This is a genomic window from Granulicella sp. L60 (genome assembly GCF_009765825.1).
Classification (GTDB): domain Bacteria; phylum Acidobacteriota; class Terriglobia; order Terriglobales; family Acidobacteriaceae; genus Edaphobacter.
On sequence record NZ_LMUR01000018.1, the window covers coordinates 1,737,333 to 1,757,195 of the forward strand.

General features: G+C 57.2%; 10 protein-coding genes and 1 pseudogene. 4 read left to right on the top strand and 7 right to left on the bottom strand.

Annotation, left to right across the window (positions count from 1 at the left end; genetic code table 11):
- Nucleotides 1-60 precede the first annotated feature (60 nt).
- The gene (locus GSQ82_RS17455) at nucleotides 61-1,518 is read left to right on the top strand and encodes a tetratricopeptide repeat protein (RefSeq protein WP_158793446.1); all 1,458 of its coding nucleotides are present in this window, start codon (nucleotides 61-63) and stop codon (nucleotides 1,516-1,518) included.
- Here GSQ82_RS17455 and GSQ82_RS17460 read toward each other — a convergent pair.
- Nucleotides 1,471-2,244: an SDR family NAD(P)-dependent oxidoreductase gene (locus GSQ82_RS17460; protein ID WP_254061715.1), complete on the bottom strand. Its 774-nt coding sequence runs from the start codon at nucleotides 2,242-2,244 to the stop codon at nucleotides 1,471-1,473. The genes GSQ82_RS17455 and GSQ82_RS17460 overlap by 48 nt on opposite strands.
- A gap of 349 nt (nucleotides 2,245-2,593) precedes the next feature.
- Between GSQ82_RS17460 and GSQ82_RS25790 the strand changes: the two are divergent.
- From GSQ82_RS25790 to GSQ82_RS17470, 3 genes and pseudogenes are all read left to right on the top strand, one after another.
- Nucleotides 2,594-2,953, top strand: a pseudogene (locus GSQ82_RS25790) (MBG domain-containing protein); the annotation flags it as partial.
- A 6-nt stretch (nucleotides 2,954-2,959) separates the two neighbouring features.
- A complete protein-coding gene (locus GSQ82_RS17465; RefSeq protein WP_254061716.1) occupies nucleotides 2,960-4,867 on the top strand; it encodes a glycoside hydrolase family 55 protein in 1,908 nt (635 codons plus the stop codon).
- Nucleotides 4,868-5,009: 142 nt separating this feature from the next.
- Nucleotides 5,010-6,392, top strand: coding sequence for an O-antigen ligase (locus GSQ82_RS17470; RefSeq protein WP_158793448.1), 1,383 nt, complete (start codon nucleotides 5,010-5,012; stop codon nucleotides 6,390-6,392).
- A 485-nt stretch (nucleotides 6,393-6,877) separates the two neighbouring features.
- Here GSQ82_RS17470 and GSQ82_RS17475 read toward each other — a convergent pair whose 3' ends face one another.
- From GSQ82_RS17475 to GSQ82_RS17500, 6 genes are all read right to left on the bottom strand, one after another.
- Nucleotides 6,878-7,441, bottom strand: a complete 564-nt coding sequence (locus GSQ82_RS17475; protein ID WP_158793449.1) for a hypothetical protein — start codon at nucleotides 7,439-7,441, stop codon at nucleotides 6,878-6,880.
- A complete protein-coding gene (locus tag GSQ82_RS17480) occupies nucleotides 7,438-13,242 on the bottom strand; it encodes an Ig-like domain repeat protein (RefSeq protein ID WP_158793450.1) in 5,805 nt (1,934 codons plus the stop codon). The genes GSQ82_RS17475 and GSQ82_RS17480 overlap by 4 nt, the downstream gene beginning before the upstream one ends.
- Before the next feature lie 396 nt (nucleotides 13,243-13,638).
- Nucleotides 13,639-15,642 carry an LVIVD repeat-containing protein gene (locus GSQ82_RS17485; protein ID WP_254061717.1) on the bottom strand — a complete coding sequence of 668 codons (2,004 nt, stop codon included), beginning with the start codon at nucleotides 15,640-15,642 and terminating at the stop codon, nucleotides 13,639-13,641.
- Nucleotides 15,643-15,650: 8 nt separating this feature from the next.
- A complete protein-coding gene (locus GSQ82_RS17490) occupies nucleotides 15,651-16,118 on the bottom strand; it encodes a DUF305 domain-containing protein (protein WP_254061718.1) in 468 nt (155 codons plus the stop codon).
- Between the two features lie 559 nt (nucleotides 16,119-16,677).
- Nucleotides 16,678-17,253, bottom strand: a complete 576-nt coding sequence (locus tag GSQ82_RS17495) for a hypothetical protein (RefSeq protein ID WP_158793452.1) — start codon at nucleotides 17,251-17,253, stop codon at nucleotides 16,678-16,680.
- A 48-nt stretch (nucleotides 17,254-17,301) separates the two neighbouring features.
- Nucleotides 17,302-19,539, bottom strand: coding sequence for an Ig-like domain repeat protein (locus GSQ82_RS17500; protein WP_158793453.1), 2,238 nt, complete (start codon nucleotides 19,537-19,539; stop codon nucleotides 17,302-17,304).
- Nucleotides 19,540-19,863: the final 324 nt, after the last annotated feature.

Consider the following 19,863-nt stretch of genomic DNA (forward strand, 5'->3'; position numbering starts at 1 on the left):
GAGGGAGTAACGATGCAGCAACGGTGTTCGACATATGGTAACGAGTCGGCAGGAGGATATTTGCGATCTGGATTGTGGGCCGCGCCTGCTTTGTTGCAAGATGGCAGGCTAATGGAGCAAGAGGGACGAGTCGAGGAAGCGAAGGTAATTTATTTGGCGCTACTGCAGGATGAGCCCGCGCATCGTGAGGCACTCAACGATCTCGGCAATCTCTTGTTCGCGCAGGGAAAGAACGCGGCGGCTCGTCCATATTATGAGGCGGCGGTAGCGTCTCATCCTAAGGATCCGATGAGTTTGGTGAACCTGGGAAATCTTCTGATGAAGCTAAGGGAGCTGACGAAGGCTCGAAAGCTATTTGAAGGTGCTCTCGATGTTGATCCTCATTACAGGCCTGCACATGCGGGAATGTCATTCGCATTGTCAGACCTCGGGGACTCGGAGGTAGCCGCGGAACATCGCCGCATCGCATTTCAAGATCACTGTGTTGTTTCAGCTCCTTATCGTGGAGCTCAGCCGCCGATTACAGTTCTGGAACTGGTCTCGACGATTGGTGGCAATATCCGGACGCAGGAGTTTCTGAGCGACCGGATCTTTAAACGATTTCTGGTGGCTACGGAGTTCTATCACCCTGGGACGGTGCTGCCTCCGCATGATCTGGTCGTCAATGCGATTGGAGATGTTGATGTCGCAGACGACGCGTTAGCGGTGGCAGAGTCCATGATGGGGCGTACGGGTGCTCCTGTGATCAACCATCCCACGGCGGTGCGGGCAACGAGTCGTTGCGCTATCGCAGAGCGTCTTGCGGGGGTGGCGAATGTAGTTACGCCGAAAACCGTTTTGCTGTCGCGCGATTTGCTGGAGGCCGAGGATGCTGAGGCGGTGCTCTCAGACCGCGGCTTCGAATTTCCTATGTTGCTGCGAAGCCCGGGCTTTCATGGGGGTGAGCATTTTGTGAAGGTCGAGGCGGGAGCTCAACTTAGGACTGCACTGGCGGATCTGCCGGGGCAGCAGTTGCTGGTGATTCAATATCTTGATGCGAGGCGGCGCGACGGAAAGATCAGGAAGTACAGGGTGATGATGGTGGATGGAAGGATATATCCGCTGCACGTGGCTGTTTCGTGGAACTGGAAGATTCATTACTTCAGCGCGGAGATGGCGGACCATGCGGTACATCGTGCTGAAGATGCCGCGTTCCTTGGTGATATGGCAGGAGCGCTCGGGCCTCGAGCTACGGTCGCGCTGGAAGAGATACAGGCCACGCTTGGGCTGGACTATGGAGGGATCGACTTTGGCTTGAATGAAGATGGTGAGGTCCTGCTCTTCGAGGCGAATGCGACGATGGCTGTGGTCGTGCCCGATAAAGGAGAGCAGTGGGAGTATCGTCGCGGCCCCGTAGAGACGATTTACAAAGCTGTCTGGATGATGTTGATGTCGCGAGGACGCAAAGTCAGGGAAGAGATCTGGCGCGATTCAAATCCAACCGCCATCGATGACGAAGCTTTGATTGGTAATGCCTGAACTGTCCTCTGCAGCGAGAAAGAGGACAAGTCGTGCAACCTCGTCGGGAAGGATCATTCGCTTCAACGCCTGGCTCGACAGGATCTCGGCCTTATAGGCTTCGGTGTGCCAGAGTTGTTTCTGTCGTTCGGTTTGGATAGCGCCGGGCATAACGCAGTTCACCCTAATATTGTGTTGTCCTAACTCGTGGGCGAGTGTGCGAGTCAAACCGACGATAGCGGCCTTCGCGGTTACGTATACAGGCAGGCCAGTAGACGGAATGGCCCAGCTGATGGAACTCATATTGATAATGGAGCCGCGGCCTGCACTTTTCATGGATGGGACGGCGGCCTGAGCCATAAAAAAATGATGCTTCAGGTTGACGGCCATCGCGTTGTCCCAGTACTTGGAGGTCACCTCGCCGAATGTGTGTCGAGAGTCGTTGCCAGCGTTGTTGATAAGTACGTCGATTGCACCAAGCTGGCCGATGATAGCTTCGACCGTTGCCGTCATAACTGCTACGTCCGTAATATCGCAGTGGTGGTAGATGGGGAGGGTCGCGTCAGTCGATGCGACTTTGCTGATCAGGACGCCGGCTGCTGCGTCGTCAATGTCTAGAAAGGCGACCTTCGCATGTTGCATCGCAAATGCTTCAACGATGGATGCGCCAATACCGCTTGCGCCTCCAGTCACTATGATGACGCGATTGCGAAGACTCGGATACGATGCTTCGTTTTCGATGCCCAACGTTTCACTCCCTTATGAAGCTCTTAGCCATCGGTTAACTATTGATCGGGCTGGCGGGCTCAAGCAGCAGCCCTCGAAAGGCGATTGCGAATCTTCAGTACACCGCTTTTGACGCTCAAGGATGTGCAAAATATACATTTGCTCATGCGTTTCAGACAACGGGCTTCGTCTTATGTTTGAGGCTGATGCGGTAGACTGGAGGTACTGTCGGGCGGTCTTCGCACGGATTTGTTCGTGGAGAGTACTGTGTCCGATGGAAGCCGTAACTGATATTGATAGGATGCTAAGAAATTTATACCGCATCGCACGTTGAGAGTGTCAAACGCCCGCATCAAATGTAAGAAGCTCTATGGGCGCTTCAGGAGGCGTGTTGATTAAGCGTATCGCTGTCTTTTCCGTGGTGCTCGCAGCCGCTATTTTTTGCGCGACGAGGTGGGCTGTTCCGGTGCTTGCTGTGATCTTTGATCCAGCGCCGTCCTCACTCACGCTGACTGCGTTCTCGCTTTCGTTCCACCAAGGGGATCCTGTCCCTCCGCTTGTGTTTGGGGTCTCTGGCCTCAGTGGCTCAGACACTTTTTATAGTGCCACCACGGGGGGGCGACCTGCGCTTTCTACTACCGCGACGACAAGTTCTCCCATTGGCACTTACCCGATCCGCATCACGGCCGGCAATACAACTTCGGACAAGTACGCAATTCATGTTATGGAAGGAACTATGACCGTCCTTCCTGCGGATGGTAGCGGCGCGCGCACTAATACATATAGCTATCCACAGGATGCTATGGTTTCGGTGAAGAGCTTCGGCGCAGTCGGGGACGGAGTGACCGATGACACGGCAGCGCTGAACCGCGCGCTCACCGACGGTCGCGGCGACTGCCGCGCGGACTACTACCGCAGGCCGAAGATCCTCTATCTGCCTCCTGGTCGATACCGCGTCAGTGGGCAACTTTCTTTTTGTGGCGCCGAGGTCAGTCTGCGAGGCGCTGGTCCGACCCAATCCGTGATTTCTCTCGCGCCACGCACCCCAGCATTCAATCAAAAAGCGAGCCTGGCGGTGCTGTACTATCCCTCTGCCGCAACATCGCACGCCTATGGGAATATCTCTTTTCGTAACTTTGTTTCGGCACTCGGAATCGATGTCGGCGAAGGCAACGACAATGCCATAGGGCTTGACGTTGTGATGAACAACGTTGGTGCGATCGAGGACGTCGTGGTGGCGAATGAGGATGGCACTGCTCCGACAGGCATCAACATGACGCATGCATGGAATGGACCTATGCTCGTCAAGAATGTCGCGGTCTACGGGTTCAAGAATGGATTTGTTCTGGGACAGCAGCAGTACTCGTCTACTTTCTCTCATATCACCACAGAGGGACAATCTTCTACGGGATTCGTCGATGTGGGAGGGCAGAGCGCGGCTATCGAACAGATGTATAGCTGTAATCGCGTACCTGCGGCGCATAATTCTGCCGCGGAGGTCGCGATCATCAACTCAACCTTCGATTGCGGCGCGCCGAATACAGCAGCATATATGGGAGATGCGAAGAGTTCGCAACATCTGCGCAATATCCGGGTACGTGGCTACGGCATGAGTCTAAAGGACGACTCATCAACAGCTCCAGCGACCCGAACTGGAGACATCCGAGAGTACTTTACCGGGACAGGGACGTCGGCGTTCGGCACTCATGTAGCAACGATGCCGCTCGACCTTCCGATTGAGGAAGCGCCAACGCCACGAGACCCTAAACCGTCTACCTGGATTTCGCTTTCGGCAACGGATCCGTCTCGCTGGTCTGCGCAGCTCGCCAGTTGCACCTCGTCGACGGCTTATCTTGTCGCCGGACAATATACTGTGCCAAAACAGACCTTCACTGTCAATATTCCCTCCTGTATCCATCACATGCAGTTCTTCAATTCTGGCTTCAATCCACCCGGTGGTTTGATCAATTTTGTGATCGCGGGCAAGGCAAGTGATCCCCCGCTGATCATGGAGAATACAGGAACAAACTTCGCATTAGTGCATAACAGCCCACGCACGCTCGTGATTCGGCACTACGGAGGCGATTATTCTTCGGTGCCCGGTACTGGCACATTATTTGCAGAAGACTTCGATGTAGGTGCGGTCCAATTTCAACCGGGTCAGCATGTCTGGGTGCGACAGTTTGATAATGAATTTGCGGAAGCACCGCAAGGACCGCATTGCGCTGTAGCGACGATCTCGACGACCTCTTGTCTTCCACCCGCAGGTATCAAGACCAAATGTAATGGATGCACTCTATGGGTGCTTGGTCCGAAGACCGAAAAGGGTTCGACGAACTTTCAGCTGACGGCGGGTGCAAAGATGGAGCTTTATGGGGGATTCTTTCTTCCGCTCCAATCTAATCAACAGCCAAACACTGCCGTGATCGAGGCCGTCGACTCTTCATTCAGCGCAGACTTCACCCAGTACCTTTACGGGACTTCTCGCACGAACACAGGAACCGCTCACATAGTAATCGACACGCAGAAGGGTGTTACGCGATATGTCGATCCGGTCGACCAGAACACCAGCTTTCGAACGTCGTTGGTGTATTCCCTGGGCGGTGGCGGCAGTTCGGCCACTCGGAATAGCCCTGCTCGGTAGCACGTCCGCATAAACGTAGGAGCTTCTCAGAGGCAATCTTCGAGAGTTTCGGCGTGAGGCGCTTCGTGGAACGAGCTCAGTCCTATAAACTGAAGACAGCACTCTGGTCATGGCCGACGTTAGATTGCGGCGAGGTTGGAAGATGAGACTGAAAACACTCGTTGTTCCAAAGCGTTATCCCTTGCGCTTCTGGCTGCTCTTGGCCTTCTGCAGTGACATGCCAAATTTTGTTAAGTTTGACTCTTCTGGACGTACGCACGAAGTTTCGTTATTCAACCCGACGTCGGTAACTACTATTCTTATTACTCTGTCGTGCTGTGGGCTATTGGTTGTGCTAAGTCTGCTGAACCGTCAGAAACTTCTGCAACGACCGGTCAAGTTTGATGTCTGGGTTTGGCTGCTTCTTCTCGCAAACTACACTATTTCCTCGTTATTGACGCCGGCAGCTAAGTTGACTCCGACAAAGCCAACTGACCTTCCGTTGACGATGTACCGACTATTTGAGTGGGTCGTGTTGTTTGCGCTGCTGCTTTCGGTATATTCGCGAGAACCTGAAGAGAACTCGGTCGATCTGATTACCCGCATGATGGGGTATATCGCTTGGGCTCAGTTGACTATCGTGTGGGTGCTGTTTGTGTTTATGCCGCATCGAGTATATGCGGTCTCCGATGATGCTGGAAGCGGGCACGCGCGCTTTGGCGGAGGTGTCACAAACGCAGTCTACTTCGCGGAGATGTCTGGCATTGCGTTCTTTTACTCTCTCTTCTTTTGGAGAGGAAAACAGCGGTATTTCTGTTGTGCTCTTGCGTTCTTTACACTCATGTTGACCTATGCGCGGAGTGAGCAGCTATTTTTTATGATCGCGTTCTTCGTGTATCTGATGATTTATGCGAAGCGACCGATCTGGCGGTGGGCGGGTGTGCTGAGCATCATCGCTACCCTGCTTATGGCTGTGGTTTTCTTTCAGGCCATTACTACGTATCTGGAGCGGGGCCAGGGCGTGCGTAATATTCTCACACTGTCAGAACGCACGGACGTCTGGAAGGCAAGTTTAAAGGCCTATGCCGAGAGGCCCTGGATTGGATACGGCTATATCGTTGGCGTGAAGAAAGCGATCAAAGATCACTGGAATGCGACCAACTGGGTTCCTCCTTATGCCCACAATGAGTTTATTCAGGCTCTGGTATCAGGTGGCCCAATCGCCGCATTACTCGATTTGTATATCTACTTTCGGATGATCTGGTTGGGTCTGCGGCAGGCTAGAAAAGATATGCAACACACATTTTTTGCTGTCGTTTTGATCCAACTGGCAGGTATGTCCCTTCTGACGGCGACTACGAGCGTAGCGAAAGGTGAGATTGGCGCGATGTTTGTGCTGCTCTTCTTCGGGATTGTTGCGCGTCCTGGAGTGCGCAAGGTTGAGTTACCGCCAATTTCGCTGCGAAGGTTCGAGGTCAATCGGACGGAGAAGGTTGTGCCTGCGTTGTCCCGCTGGCGCAGTCATGCTCCCTCGCCTGAGGTCTAGCGAGTACTGCTGGCAAGGTCGATCAGAGTGGGTGGTTATGGCGGGGGATGCTGGTGTTGTAGCGACGATTTCTTTGATTTGGGTGCGGATTTAATCGGACGTGGTGGAATAGCCGTTTTGCAGGGGTTTTTGCGAAAAACGGTGTGCAGGGCGTGGTTTTTGGGTGGTGAGTTGTGGCGAATTGCATGGTGAAGATGGAGTGTTTGCGGTCGCTATCTTCGGTGGGAAAAGTACGCCACGTTTGTCAACTTTATTTTTGAGTACAGGTGGCGTATTCCTCTTTGAGGAGACGAGGGCGGGGCTGTTGTGAAGATCCCTTACTGCCGGTTGGCAGGGCGCGAGTTTTCGAGATTTCTCCTGCTTGCCATCGGCGGAGGAGAGTCGCGCACAGCCAACGGACATGGCTCCAATCGAAGGTAAAAACTCCAAAGGGTGAGGTTGATGGCCTCTTGAGTTTTTCTGGAGGGTTGGACCTTGCGCGGTCTTTACCAGATTCGGAGGCTGATGCCGACGCTTGCGCCGTAGGGATGGAGGTTGCCGAAGGTGAACTGCGGCCACTCCTGATACTGCACGTTGATCAGGCGCAGCTTGATCTTTTTGGTGAGGTCGTAGTCCAGACCGGCTCCGGGAGCATAGACGAAGTAGGTTCCTTTGGCGTAGCCGTAGGGGAAGTCGAAGTCACCGCGTCCGACGAGCAGGTTCACGTAGGGGACGAAGCCGTAGTCGCGAAACGAAACACGCGGCCCTGCGAGATAGGTCGTCTGCCGTACGCCATTCTCCTGGTTGTAGCGAAAGGTCTGGTACTGGATCTCGGCACCGTAGCGGTGGTAGAGATTGGCGTCGAGATAGATGGAACCGCCGCCGACCCAACGCTGTCCGTAGTTGAGGTTGAAGTACGATCCTGAGACGCCTATGTCGGTGTAGCTGCCGGGCCCGGTTGCAGTAGGGAGAGCCTGGCTATGCGCTGCGACTTCCAACAACAGGATGCAGACCACGATGGCGAAGCAGGATAGAACGCGTCTGAGGTGCCGCGCTGGTGCAAGGATCATTTCTGCACCGTCAGGGTCACATTCGTGGATTGTGATATGCCGGTCTTCAGGCCAACTGCGGTCACTTTGAAGGTATAGGTGCCTGCGGGAGTGCCGTTGACGTTCAGCGTTCCGCAGCCGGAGATGCCGACGACAAGGGCGATGGAGCAGAGCAGGACCAGAATGCGGGAGAGGGGGTGACGCCTTCTAGACTTCATCAGCAGCAGGCCAAGGAGGGCCGAGCAGAAGAGGGCGAAGGCGGTTGTGGAGCGGCCGCCGCCGGTGAGTCCGCTGGCCTGTGGCTGCGTGCCGGCTAAAAGTGGAGCGGAGGTATCGATTACGACCTGGATGGTCTGCGTCGTATTTGGCAGGAGCGCCGGCTGATTCGCGCTGAAGGTGCAGGTTGCAGCGAATGGAAGACCGAGGCAGCCGAGGGTGAGGTTGTCGGTGAAGCCGTTGAGGGAGGCGATCGCCAGACTGACGGTGATGTTCTGCTTGCTCTGCACTGTGGGGGTTGCGTTGCTCAGTTGCAGGGTGAAGCTGGTTGGCGGTCCGTCTGTGATTGCCGTTGCCGGAGAGCTGGACGGGGCATAGACCGAGTCGCCGCTGTAGTTGGAGACGGCGGTTGCAGCACTGGGGTCGAGCACGATGGTCAGGGTCGCGACGCCGATGTTATCGACAGGCGCTGTCCCAATGATAGTGTTGCCGACGGTGAAGTTCACCGTGCCTGTGGGGGTTACCGGACCGCTCCAGCGTACGACTGAGATGAGGGTAAGTTGTTTGCCGTCGGTCAGCGAGGTTGTGGTCGCGGTGAGCACATCGGTGGTCGGTCGCAGTTGAACAACCTGTGTGAAGGGAGCAGAGTTGCTGGGGAAGTCAGCTACATCGCCGCTGTAGCTGGCGACGACGTTGTGTTGCCCTGCGGCGAGAGAGGGCAAGCTGATGGTCGCGACGCCGTTGACATCGAGAGCGGCGGTGCCGAGCAGGGTTGAGCCGTCGGTAAAGGTGACGGAGCCGGTGGCGCGCTGTGCTCCGCCGTTGCTGACGGTGCAGGAGAGAACGATGGAGGTGAGGGTCTGGGTGGGGTTGGCGCTCGACACGATGGTGCTGATGGTCGTCTGCTGCACTTGCTGTTGCAAGGCGAAGGATGTGTTGGGTTGGTTGTTCGCGTCGCCGCTATAGACGGCCGTGATGGTGTGTTGGCCGGGAGCGAGCGTCGTTGTCGTCAGGGTGGCGGTTCCCGAGTTGTTGACGCCAGCCTTGCCGAGGATGGAGGTTCCGTCCATAAATGTAACTGATCCGGTTACTGAACCGCCTGTGCCAGTTACAGTCGATGTAAAGGTGAGCGCTGTGCCGAAGGTGGCGGGATTTCCACTGGATGCGAGGGAGACACTGGTGTTCGCAACGATGATGGTCTGTGTGAGGGCGGGCGAGTTTCCGGGCTGGTAGTTCGTGTCGCCGCTGTAGCTTGCCACGATGGTGTGGGTGCCAGGGGACAAGGATGAGGTGTTGAAGACTGCAACGCCGGTCGCACTTGCCGTGCCCGCCGTGGGAGATACGGGAGTGATTGCCAATACAGACGCGCCGTCTTTGAAGGTGACGCTTCCTGTGGGCAGCAGGGTCTGAACTCCGATGACGTTAGCGGTGAAGACGATGTTTGTCTCGGCGACGGAGGACGGATTGCTGGATGTAACGACAACACTGGCAGCTTGCAGGATCTGCTGCTTGAGCGCGGTGGACTGGCTGCCAGAGTGATCGGTGTCGCCGGAGTAGATTGCCACGATAGAGTGATTGCCGAGCGCTAACGTCGAGATGGGCAGTGAGGCGGCTCCGTTCGCGTTCAGGGGAGCCGTGCCGATTACTGCTCCACTATCCTGAAAGCTCACACTTCCGCCGGGGGCGGCGCTGCCAGAGGTGTTCGACACGTTTGCCGTGAGGGTGATGGGTTGGTTGAAGACTCCGGGGTTCGCGCTGGAGATAAGGGTTGTGCCGGTGGTGATCTGCTGCACGACTACTGTGGTCGGTGGCGAAAGGGTGCTGCTCGGGTTGTTGTTGGCATCACCTGCGTACATCGCAGTGATGGTGTGGGAGCCGACCGACAGTGAGGGTGGGGTGAAGGTGGGGGCGAGCGGAGAAGACCCATCGACAGTAACTGTGCCGATGGATGTGCCTCCATCCAAAAATGTGATGGTGCCGGTGAGGGTGCCGCCTGTGCCGGTGAGGTTAGCGGTCAGGCTTACTGGTGCTCCAAAGACTGACGAGGCTGGAGACGCAGATATGTTCAGCGATGTTGTCGCTTTGTTGACGGTTTGAACGAAGATGGGAGAGACGGCGCCTACATCGTTGGTGTCGCCAGAGTAGGTCGCGATGATCGAATCCGACCCGGCGGGCAGGTTCGACAGCATGAGCATTGCAAGACCTGAAGATTTGAGAGCGACAGGAGTGCCCAGCGGAGTGTCGCCGCTGCTGAAAGTGACGCTACCACTCGTGGGTGTGGGGGCTCCATCCGTTTCAGACACAGCGGCCGTCAATGTAATGGAGATTCCCGCTGTCGAAGTATTTGCAGTTGACGAAGAGGAGACCGCGACCGTCGGGGTGTTCTGAGTGACGACCTGTAGGAAGGCAACAGACGTGCTGCTGCTCGCGTAGTTCGAGTTTGCGTTTCCGCTATTTGCAGTCGGGGTATAGCTAGCGGTGATGGGGTGTGTGGCTGAAGGCGTTCCCGGTAAGAGGGTTGAGATGGTGAGGACGGCTGATCCTGCAGCGGAGACCGGTCGCGGGGTTCCGATTGGGACGCCGTTATCGAAGAAGGAGACCGAGCCGGTGAGGGGTCCACCTACGTTTGTGGCACCGGAGACGCTGGCGGTTAATGTGATGGAGGCGCCTGCGTTGGCGGGACTGGTGCCTGTTACCGTAGTGGTCGTGAGGATGGGTGTGACGATAAATGTCGTGGGTGGAGAGGAGCTCTTGGCGTTGTTTGCATCGTCCGAATAGGTGGCGATGATGGTGTGTGTTCCGGTGCTGAGCGATGCGGTGAGTGTAGCCACTCCATTGACGAGAGGCGTTGTCTGGATGGGCAGTCCGTTGGTATCGGTGAAGGTTACGGTGCCCGTTGGTATCGCGCCGCTGCCGTTCGAGACTGAGACTGTGGCCTGGAAGGTGAAGGCTGTTCCGAAGGTGGCCGTTGGATTGGCTGCGCTATTCGGAGTCAACGTCGTTGTGGTGGGGGTTGGGTTGATGGTAAACGAGAGCGTGTTGCTGGTTGCGGCGAGATTGTTGGTGTCGCCGGGATAGGTGGCGACGATCGAATGCGTCCCTGGGGCGAGGGTAGATGTAGAAAGTGTTGCAAAGCCTAAGTTGTTGAGAGTGGAGGAGCCGAGGGTGGACTGGCCATCCATGAACGTGATTACGGCCGCTCCGGGAGTGACTGAGTTGGTCAGTGCGGCGGTAAATGTAATGTCTGCGGGGAAGTTCTGGGAGGGATCGACCGTGCTCAGATTTGATTTGAGGGTAAGGACTGCGCCGCTCTTGATCACCTGAGTGATGGGCCTCGAGACGGGGCTGGGCGCGTTGTTCAGGTCGCCGCCGTAGATTGCGGTGATGGAGTGCGATCCGAGGGTCAAAGAGGATGTGTTGAAGGTGAAGGTGACGGTGCCGGAGTTTACGGTTCCGGCAGGGATGGTTGTGCTGGTGCCGATGGGTGCTCCGGCGTCCATGAAGGTTACGGCGCCGGTGAGGGGACCGTTTCCATCATTTGTAACCGTCGCGGTAAAGGTCACGGGGGCGTTCAGAGCGGATGGGCTGGTTGAGTTGTTCGGACTCAACGTCGTGGTGGTGGGATTTACCGTCAGGACGTCACCGCTCAGATTGATGACGCCTGTCGAATTTGCCGCGTCGGAGGCGATGGTGAACGTTCCAGGTGTGATCGCGCCTCCAGCAGGAAGATTCTGTACCTGAGGGGCGAAGTCCAACAGGAGGGTGCAGGACTGGCCGCTCGGGAGCGTTGGAGCTGACGAGCAGGTGCTGGTGGTTGTAGTGTCCAGAGCGGCGTTTACAGGTGTGAAGGATTGAAACGTGAGGGTGGAGTTGCCGTCGTTTTCGAAGTTCTCTAACTGAGGGGGAGATGAGATTTGGAAGTTCTTGATCTGGCCAACGGTGGGAAGAATGGCTATGCCGCTGCTGATCAGTCGGACGCGATTGTTGAACTCGTCTCCGATGTAGAGATTGCCGGAGGCGTCGATGAAGAGGGAGCTAGGGAAGTCGAATAGCGTGTTGGAGGTATTGTTTAGTCCATCGCCAGCGTTCATTGCGTCGCCAAAAAAGCCCTGCGAGCTGCCTGCGAGGGTCGAGATATTGCCTTGAATATCGACTTTTCGGATGCGATGGTTCTCTGTGTCGGCGATAAGGATATTGCCTGCGAGATCTACCGCGACTCCTTCGGGGTTGTTCAGTTGCGCAGAGGTGGCCGGGGCGGGTGCGTCGCCGTTGAACGAGCCGGTGTTTGACCGGGTGCCAGCTACAGTGATGGCGAGGCCGCTGGTGGTTGTCAGATCGAGCCGGCGAATGATGTTGTTATTGACGTCGGCGACGTAGAGGTAAGAAGAGTTGGTGACGCTGGTGTTGAATGCGATCCCCAAGGGTTCGCTGAATACAGCGGTGCTGACCACCTGACCTTCTCCACCGAAGCCTGCTGTCAGAGAACCCGCAATCGTGGTGATTGTCATGGGGTTGGCTTTGAGATCGATGACGCGGATGAGGTTGTTTCCGGAGTCGGCGAGATAGAGATTCTGATTCGTATCCAGGGCGAGGCCGTTCGGTTGATTGAGCAACGCTCCTGCGATGGGCTGCGGCTGGTTGAACTCGGGGTTGCCGAATACGGGGCCGTTGTAGCCTGGCGTTCCGGCGACTCCGGCTATGGTGGTGATGATGTGGTTTGGGGTCGGGTCGACCATTCGGATGACGTTGCTGCCGTTGTCCGCGAAGTAGAGGTTGCCTGCGCCGTCCATCACCAGTCCAGAGGGCTTTGTAATCGACGCGCTGGTTGCCGGGCCATTATCGCCGGAAGATCCGGGCTCTCCGGTGCCGACGTATGTGGTGATGTTTCCCGTAGGATCCACTTTGCGAATTCGATTGTTGAACGAATCTGCGATGTAGAAGTTTCCTGCTGCGTCCACGACTTCACCCTGTGGCAGTCCAATGGGAGCCTGGGTTGCCGCGATATGATTCAGAGGTGTGCCGTCGGCCACGAAGGTTGGTAGCCCGGTGCCCGCAACCGTATTGATCTCTCCCGGAATGATGACTCCCACGGGGCCCATGCTCGTACCGTAGAGGTACTGAACGACCGGGGGGATATTAATATCGGTGAAGGTCAGGATCACCGCTCCATAACGGCCGCCGGGAGCCTTGGGCTGAAACTGCACGTTCACGCTGCATGTTGTATTAGAAGAGGAGCCGCTGACACAGCCATCGCCGAGTTGTGTATCGGTGAAGTCGAGACCCGTCGTCCCCTGCGTCACTACGCTCACACTCGAGAGTGTGCCGCTGGTGGGGATAGCGATGGGGACAGACTGTGTGGATTTTGTCGTGCCTTGTGGGAGAGAGAAGGTAAATACGGTCTGCGGAAGTGCTGTCGCGCGGGCAGCAAGGGGCGACAGTGCCGCCATGAGAAGGATAGCGATGGTCCTGGGACGGAATCTGCGTCTGAGCGTCTTTGTATCAACGGCTGGCAATATCGTGCCGAGGGCATCGTTGAGCCGGGAGTGGGGTGTGAACATGTTACGGAGGCCGGAAAGACTAAAACGCGAGGGGACGGCGGGGTTCATGGGGAGTCTCTTCTTTGCGCAACGCAGTGGCTTGGCTGACCGCCATGCTCTTTCCCGATTGCAGATCGAACGTGCACATCGGTGGCGCAGAGTTCAGTTGTGCAAAGGTAGCAGCCGCAGAGGGCGCGGTGAAACTCCCTAAAAGTCGTAGAGGGGGTTAGAGCAACTCTTGGTCTACCCGGATTTAGGGGAGACGGGCGACAGCGAACGCTCATCGATTCTGTCTTTTTGTTTGTAAGGGAGAGTGCGGGAGGGCGATTTCATCGTTACAGGGGCAACTACATGCACAAACCGATGCTGAGACTCGCCCCAGGGCTTTGTGATAGGCCATGGGGCGAGTCTGGGTGTGACGTGTCAGCGGAGATCCTTGTCGGGATCGACGGATCTATTTTGATGTCAAACCGTCGGGTTCTCCAGTATCTGAGCCAGTGCATGCAAACGACCCGCGTCCTGAGGATTCTTCGCGTCCGATGCGCTTGTTTCCACAGACGTAGCCATACTGTGCAGTTTCGCTAGATCTTTTTTGCCCAGGTGAGATCTCTGCGCCCGTGCGATTGCCTTATTCAGATCAGCGATACGGCTTGACGACAACGCCTGTGAGCGACCCAGTTGGTCCAGATAGGCTAGGGCCACCGGCAGCTTTGAGGGCCAGGTAATCTTCTGCTGATTTTGTACGTTGAGTTCGCTGACCTGCACAAGGCTTGCGGCATCGATCTCGTTCTGTGTAAGAAATTTGCTCGGGATCAGCTTGAACACGTCCAGTCCCCGCGCGATCTCGGACCCGTAGATGTATCCGTTGTACCAATAGGCAGACCAGTCGCCACCCAAGATCAACGTGTTGGCATCGACAGGTCCTCGATCGAAGTAGGCGATCTCGTAAGGATGCATCGCGTCTGTGAAGTCCATTACCGAGATACCGCCCTGGTACCAGGCCTGGACTTCGATGTCTCGACCGGGAACAGGTATCAGTGAACCGTTATGAGCCACACAGTTTTCTGTCTCCGTCTGGGCGGCGGGCATCTTATAGTAGCTCGCGAACGATAGCTTGTCGTCCTTCAAGTTGAAGATCGCGTCAGATCCCCACTTGTTGGGGTCCGTTGGACGGCAACGGGGCTGCAGGCCGCCGCCCCACTCGTCGGTGAATACCACCTTCGTTCCATCGTTCGAGAAAGACGCCGAGTGCCAATACGAGTAGTTCGGATCGTTCACTGCATCCACGCGTTTGGGATGCACGGGGTCCTTGATGTCGAGCAGGATGCCGTTGCCGGAGCACGCCCCGGCAGCAAGCCCCAGGGAGGAGTACACCGTGATGTCGTGGCACTGGTTGGTGTCCGCAGGCTTCTCTGCCTTCTTGTCGTGGCTTCCGCCGTTGTTCAGGCCGTTGAGAGCGCCTGTGCGCGGATCGATAAATACTCGCGGACTGGAGACTACCTTGGCCTCTTGCGGCGCTGCGAGCGGCACCTTGATCACGTCGATGCGGAAGAGTGATGTGTTGGGGTCTTTGTCCGGCTTCTCTTCCCCTGAGCAGCCCGCGAGTTCTTCACTCTGGCGCACAAACGACGTTCCCGAGACATAGAGGTAGACGTTGTCCTTATCGTTCGGATCTACCACCAGCGTGTGCGTATGCGAACCACGGCAGGTCTGCACTGCGGCTACCTGCTTCGGGTTTTTGATGTCCGAGATGTCGAAGACTCTCACACCGCGAAAGCGATCCGGGCTCGCGGTCGGGATGCGATGGTCCTTCTCGTGTCCTGGCTCGGGCGGAGGCAGCGGCGGGAATCCCTGGACGCCACAGTCCAGCCGTCCGTTCGGCATCTCGACCGACATAAACAGCAGGTTCCCGTAGACCGAGACGTCGCCCTGGCCACCGGGGCAGACCAGAGAGGTGATCAGCGACACCTTCGCGGGATTCGAGATGTCGTAGAAGTTGACTCCATAGAAGTTGCCTTGAAACAGGTGTGTTCCCTGGAAGGCAAAGTCCGAGTTGGAGAAGGCGAGCTGCGCGATGACAAGCTGCATCGGCTTCGGTATCTTCTTGGTGTCACTGATGCCGAGCAGGCCGAGAGTTTTCTTGACAGAAGGATCGTCCGGGTCTGTGGCTGCCATGCGAAACGCATCGGGCTTCTTTACAAATGCGAGATGCTGCATACCCATGGCAGCTTCACCTGCGTCGTAGAGGCCGGGCTTCAGCCCCACGCGCGGATCGTTCGTCGTCGAGCCAGTCATGCCAGCCGGTAACGGCACGGGGGGTTGCGGCGTGAACGGGCTTTCTTCCTCCTCGTCCTGCGCGGCTTTCGCGGCCGGAGCAGTCGGCGTCTGTGCCTTCAAAGCTCCCCAACTGGAGCACACTACGGCAGCGGCAAAAGCGACGCTGGCCAAACGAAAACTGAGACGCTTCATCCTGATCATCATTTCTCCTTCAACATGCCTTGCATAATTGAGATCTCAGCCCTTTGGGAATTATCCGCATCCGTTGCAAACTCAAAGAGGTCGGCATCCTGCCCCGCGCCCGGCGTATCGAACAACTGCTTCACCATGATCAAGGCTCCGTTGTGATGCTGAATCATACCCGTTAGAAATAGTCGATCGAACTCTGGGCCGCTGGCCTGTCGTAACGCGTCCATCTGTTGCGGTGTCAGCATCCCGGGCATGGCGCGCATCGGGTTACCGCTTCTGTCCATATCGGGCATGCCCGGCATTGCCATCGAGGCGGGTTCACCGCGCGCCACGAGCCAACGTTTCATGAACTTCATCTCGTCCGTCTGCGAGAGGCCGATGCGTGCTCCCAGAGAACGAATCTCCTTGTTCTCTGTGTGTGATGGAATGAGGGCGGTCATCTCGACTGCCTGGCCGTGATGCATGATCATGCCCTGCATGAATTCAACGTCAGCTGGCGATCGCTGCGGCGCTACACCAGTTGTGGAGAGTGGAAGTCTCTTGCTTGGGTTTCCTGGTGCGCCGGGCTGCACTACGACCGGGCCTGAATCGGATTGTTGCGGTCGAGCAGGGGCCGCCGCTGCAGGGAAACTGCAGAGCAGTGTAGCCATTAGACATCCACAGGACGATGCAGCCGTAGCCCTTATGATTCGCGGCTTGCAGCTTCTGTCAGCACGATCAGTTCTTGATTTTCGCATCCGGCCGAGCATATTCGTTTCTCCCACCGTATCATGCGTTCCCTTCCATTTGCGCCAATTGCTTGTCAGGCGGCGAAGGGAGCCGTGTACCAGTGGCTGGCTCGTTCATGCTCAACGATGGTTGGTGCCGATGATTGTTGCAAGCCACCACGGGATCAAGCTATCAGCCTTGGCGCGACAACGGCAGATTCTGGAGTTCGTCGCCAAAGGCTTTACTTATAAAAAATTGCGACAACCCTGCGGCTTAGTCGATTTGACGCGCGGACTTACCATCATTCAGATGTTCATGCATTCGCAGTTGTTAGTGTGCGAAACGCAGCACGACACCGCTGCCAAGGAGAAGGTTGTTTTGCACGTTGTCTGTGCTGTTGGGAAGCTGCGTCCGCGACCACGCGGCATCGAACACCCGAACGGCAAAACGGCCAGAGATACTGTAATCCATGCCGCCGCCAACCTGTGTCGCCAGACTATTGGCCCCTGACTGCGATCCGCTATTGGTTGGAAAGATACTGCGAAAGCCGTTGGCTTCGCCGACGAGTCCTTCGCCGTAGAGCGAGAGGCGATGGCCGGCGTGCCACCGATAACGCGGGCCAAAGGTCGTGGTTACCTGCGACAGCGCCAAGCCACTGGTACCGATCGAACCTGCATGGGTGCCGATGACATCAGCGGCTATGCCCCATCCGTGGCTTATGTTTGCGCCCAGCTCGATTGAGCCTCCCTCCATCCAGAAGTTCTGGGATGTGTTGGCCTTTAACGAACGCTCCGCAACGTAGGTAGCAGATAAGTCGAGTCTGGCAGGCTGAGGCTCCTGGGCTTGCAGGAGGCCGGAACCCGTAAGCAGCAGGATATAGAGCGCGGTACGGAATGAAGTTGGCACGTGCAGCGATCTCCCAATGAAACTCGACTGTGGAATTGAGGTCTTCAACTACTGCACCGTTAGAGTCACGGCGCTCAGATGCTGTAGTGAGGCTCCGCTCTGACCAGTTGCCGTGCCGATGACGTTGATGGTGTAGTTCTGTGAGGGCTGGCCGAAGTAGCCGCTGCCGGTACCGCAACCAGCGAGGCCTCCGATGGCTGCGAGGCTAAGAGCCAATGCAGTGCACAGTGCCAGTAGTCGGATGCAACCGGTCTTGCGGCGCTTGCGTGAGTACGGTAGTAGCAACAGGCTCAGCGCGAAGATGCCGGTGCCGTAGCCGGTGCCGAAGAGTCCGGTGGGGGCGCGCGATGCGCCGGTCGCGGCGGTCTGGATAGTCATAGTGAAGTTGACTGGGTTGCTGCCGATTGTAATCACCTGCGGCGTAAACGTTGCGGTGGCTCCCGGCGGAAGGCCAGTGGCCGAGAGTGTTATTGGTATGGTGAACGGAGCGCCAACCGGGACCAAGCTGAAGGTGAAGCTTACGGGCTGGCCGGGCACGACGGTCTGACTGCTTGGCGTCGTGTTACCGAGTGTAAAGGCGAAGTCGAGAATGACCTGCGAGAGCACGGCGGAGGTGTTGCCCGTGAAACTTGCACTGCCTGCATAGACGGCGGTGATTGCGTGTATGCCTGCGGACAAGCCCGTAGTGATTGACGTGGAACCGGCGGTGAGTGCCGAGGTGCCAATCAGCGTTGCGCCATCGTAGAACAACACGTTGCCCGTCGGCGTTCCAATGCCTGTGGGTTGGACCGTTGCGGTGAAGGTAATGTTCTGGCCAACGAAGGCCGAGGCAGCATTCGAAGTCAACGTAACTGTGGTCGCTGTTTGTGTGCCGGTGGCGGTGAGCAGGACGCTCTGCGCGACGATCCCCGTGCCGCCGAAGACGACCGATCCGTTGGCTACGCCGGAAGCGATTGGCAGGAAGGCGATGTTCTGCGTGCAGCTTGCGTTCGGGGACAGAGTGATTGGAAGTGCGCTGCAGGAGCCGCCGTTCGCAGTGGTGAAGGAGCCGGTGAAGGCGATCGAAGCGACGGCAATCGAGGCTGAACCGGTGTTTGTCAGGGTCACACTCTGCGGTGTACTCGGGATGCCTCCGCCTCCGCTGGCAAAGGCCAGGGTTGGCAGGGCTGCTGTGCGCAGCCGCTCGTTGAGTCTGTCTGCGATGGTCAGGTTGCCGGATACGTCTGCGAACGCTGCTCTGGGCGAGTTCAGGATCGCGCTTGTCGCTGGACCGCTGTCGCCGCCGAAGCCTTGCTGGCCGCTGCCTGCCACGGTCGCAATCGTGCCGACGCTTACCTGCCGGATACGCTGATTGCCGTTATCGGCGATGTAGAGATTTCCGGCTCCGTCGACGCTCACGCCACTCGGTTTGGCCAACGTCGCTGTACTCGCGCTGGCGCCGTCGCCCGAAAAGCTCCCGGAAAAATTAGGAGTGCCACTGCCGGCGATAGTCGAGATCGTTCCCGTCGCTGTGATCATGCGCACGCGCTGGTTATGACGGTCGGCGATGTAGACGTTCCCACTTGCATCCACCGCAACGCCGGTCGGCGTATCGAGTACCGCAGCAGATGCCGCTGCACCGTCGCCGGCGAACAGCTCTTCTCCATTGCCTGCAATCGTCGTGATGGTTGTGCCGATGATCTTCCGTATGCGGTTGTTGTTGGTGTCGGCGATGTAGACGTTGCCGGTCGAGTCAACGGCCACAGCGATCGGCAGCGATAGTTGTGCCGCAGTTGCCGCGCCGTTGTCGCCGAAGTAGCCCGGCGTGCCGGTGCCAGCGATGGTTGTGATGGTGCCGGCACTCACCTTTCGAACGCGATGGTTGTGTGAGTCGGCGATGTAGACGTTGCCGCCTGCGTCGACTGCGACTCCGGTGGGCGTATCGAGAAAGGCTGTGATCGCAGGTCCACCGTCACCGCTATAGCCCTCCGCGCCTGTCCCGGCAATGGTGCTGATCTGACCATTCTGCGACACTTCGCGTACGACGTGGTTCTGCGCATCGGCGAAGAAGAGATTGCCGTTTGCGTCGTACGCCACGGCGCTGGGCGAGGCCAGGGTCGCTGAAGTGGCCGTGCCGCCGTCGCCGGTATAACCAACGACCCCGGTGCCAGCAACGGTCGCAGCCGAGCGCGACGGCGTAACCGTCAGGATTCCCTGCGAGAAGGCCGAAGAGGCAAAGCTCAGTGCGAGTATCGAGTACGAAATACCTACACTAGGCTGCAGACGTTTTATAAGTCCAGACATCATAGATTTGCCAAGCTGCACAGATACTTTGGTTAGTGGGAACAGCCGAGTCGGCCGTTCCCACCTTCTAATGGTGACGCGATCAGGAACTAGCCGCGTGTTGGGAAGACTCCGGACAGTGCGATGATGAAGTAGACCGCCAGGTACGGCGGCTCTATGTCTACCGGCAGATTGCCGCCGGTCAATGCATTGGTGCAAAGTTGAAACCGACCATCCGGATCTCTCCGAGGTATTGATCGCCCATCTTGATATTCCTTTCGTTGGAACTTCATTTTGGTTTCACTGAACCGCCACGGTTCACAGTGCGATAAGTAAGTGGTCCTGGAG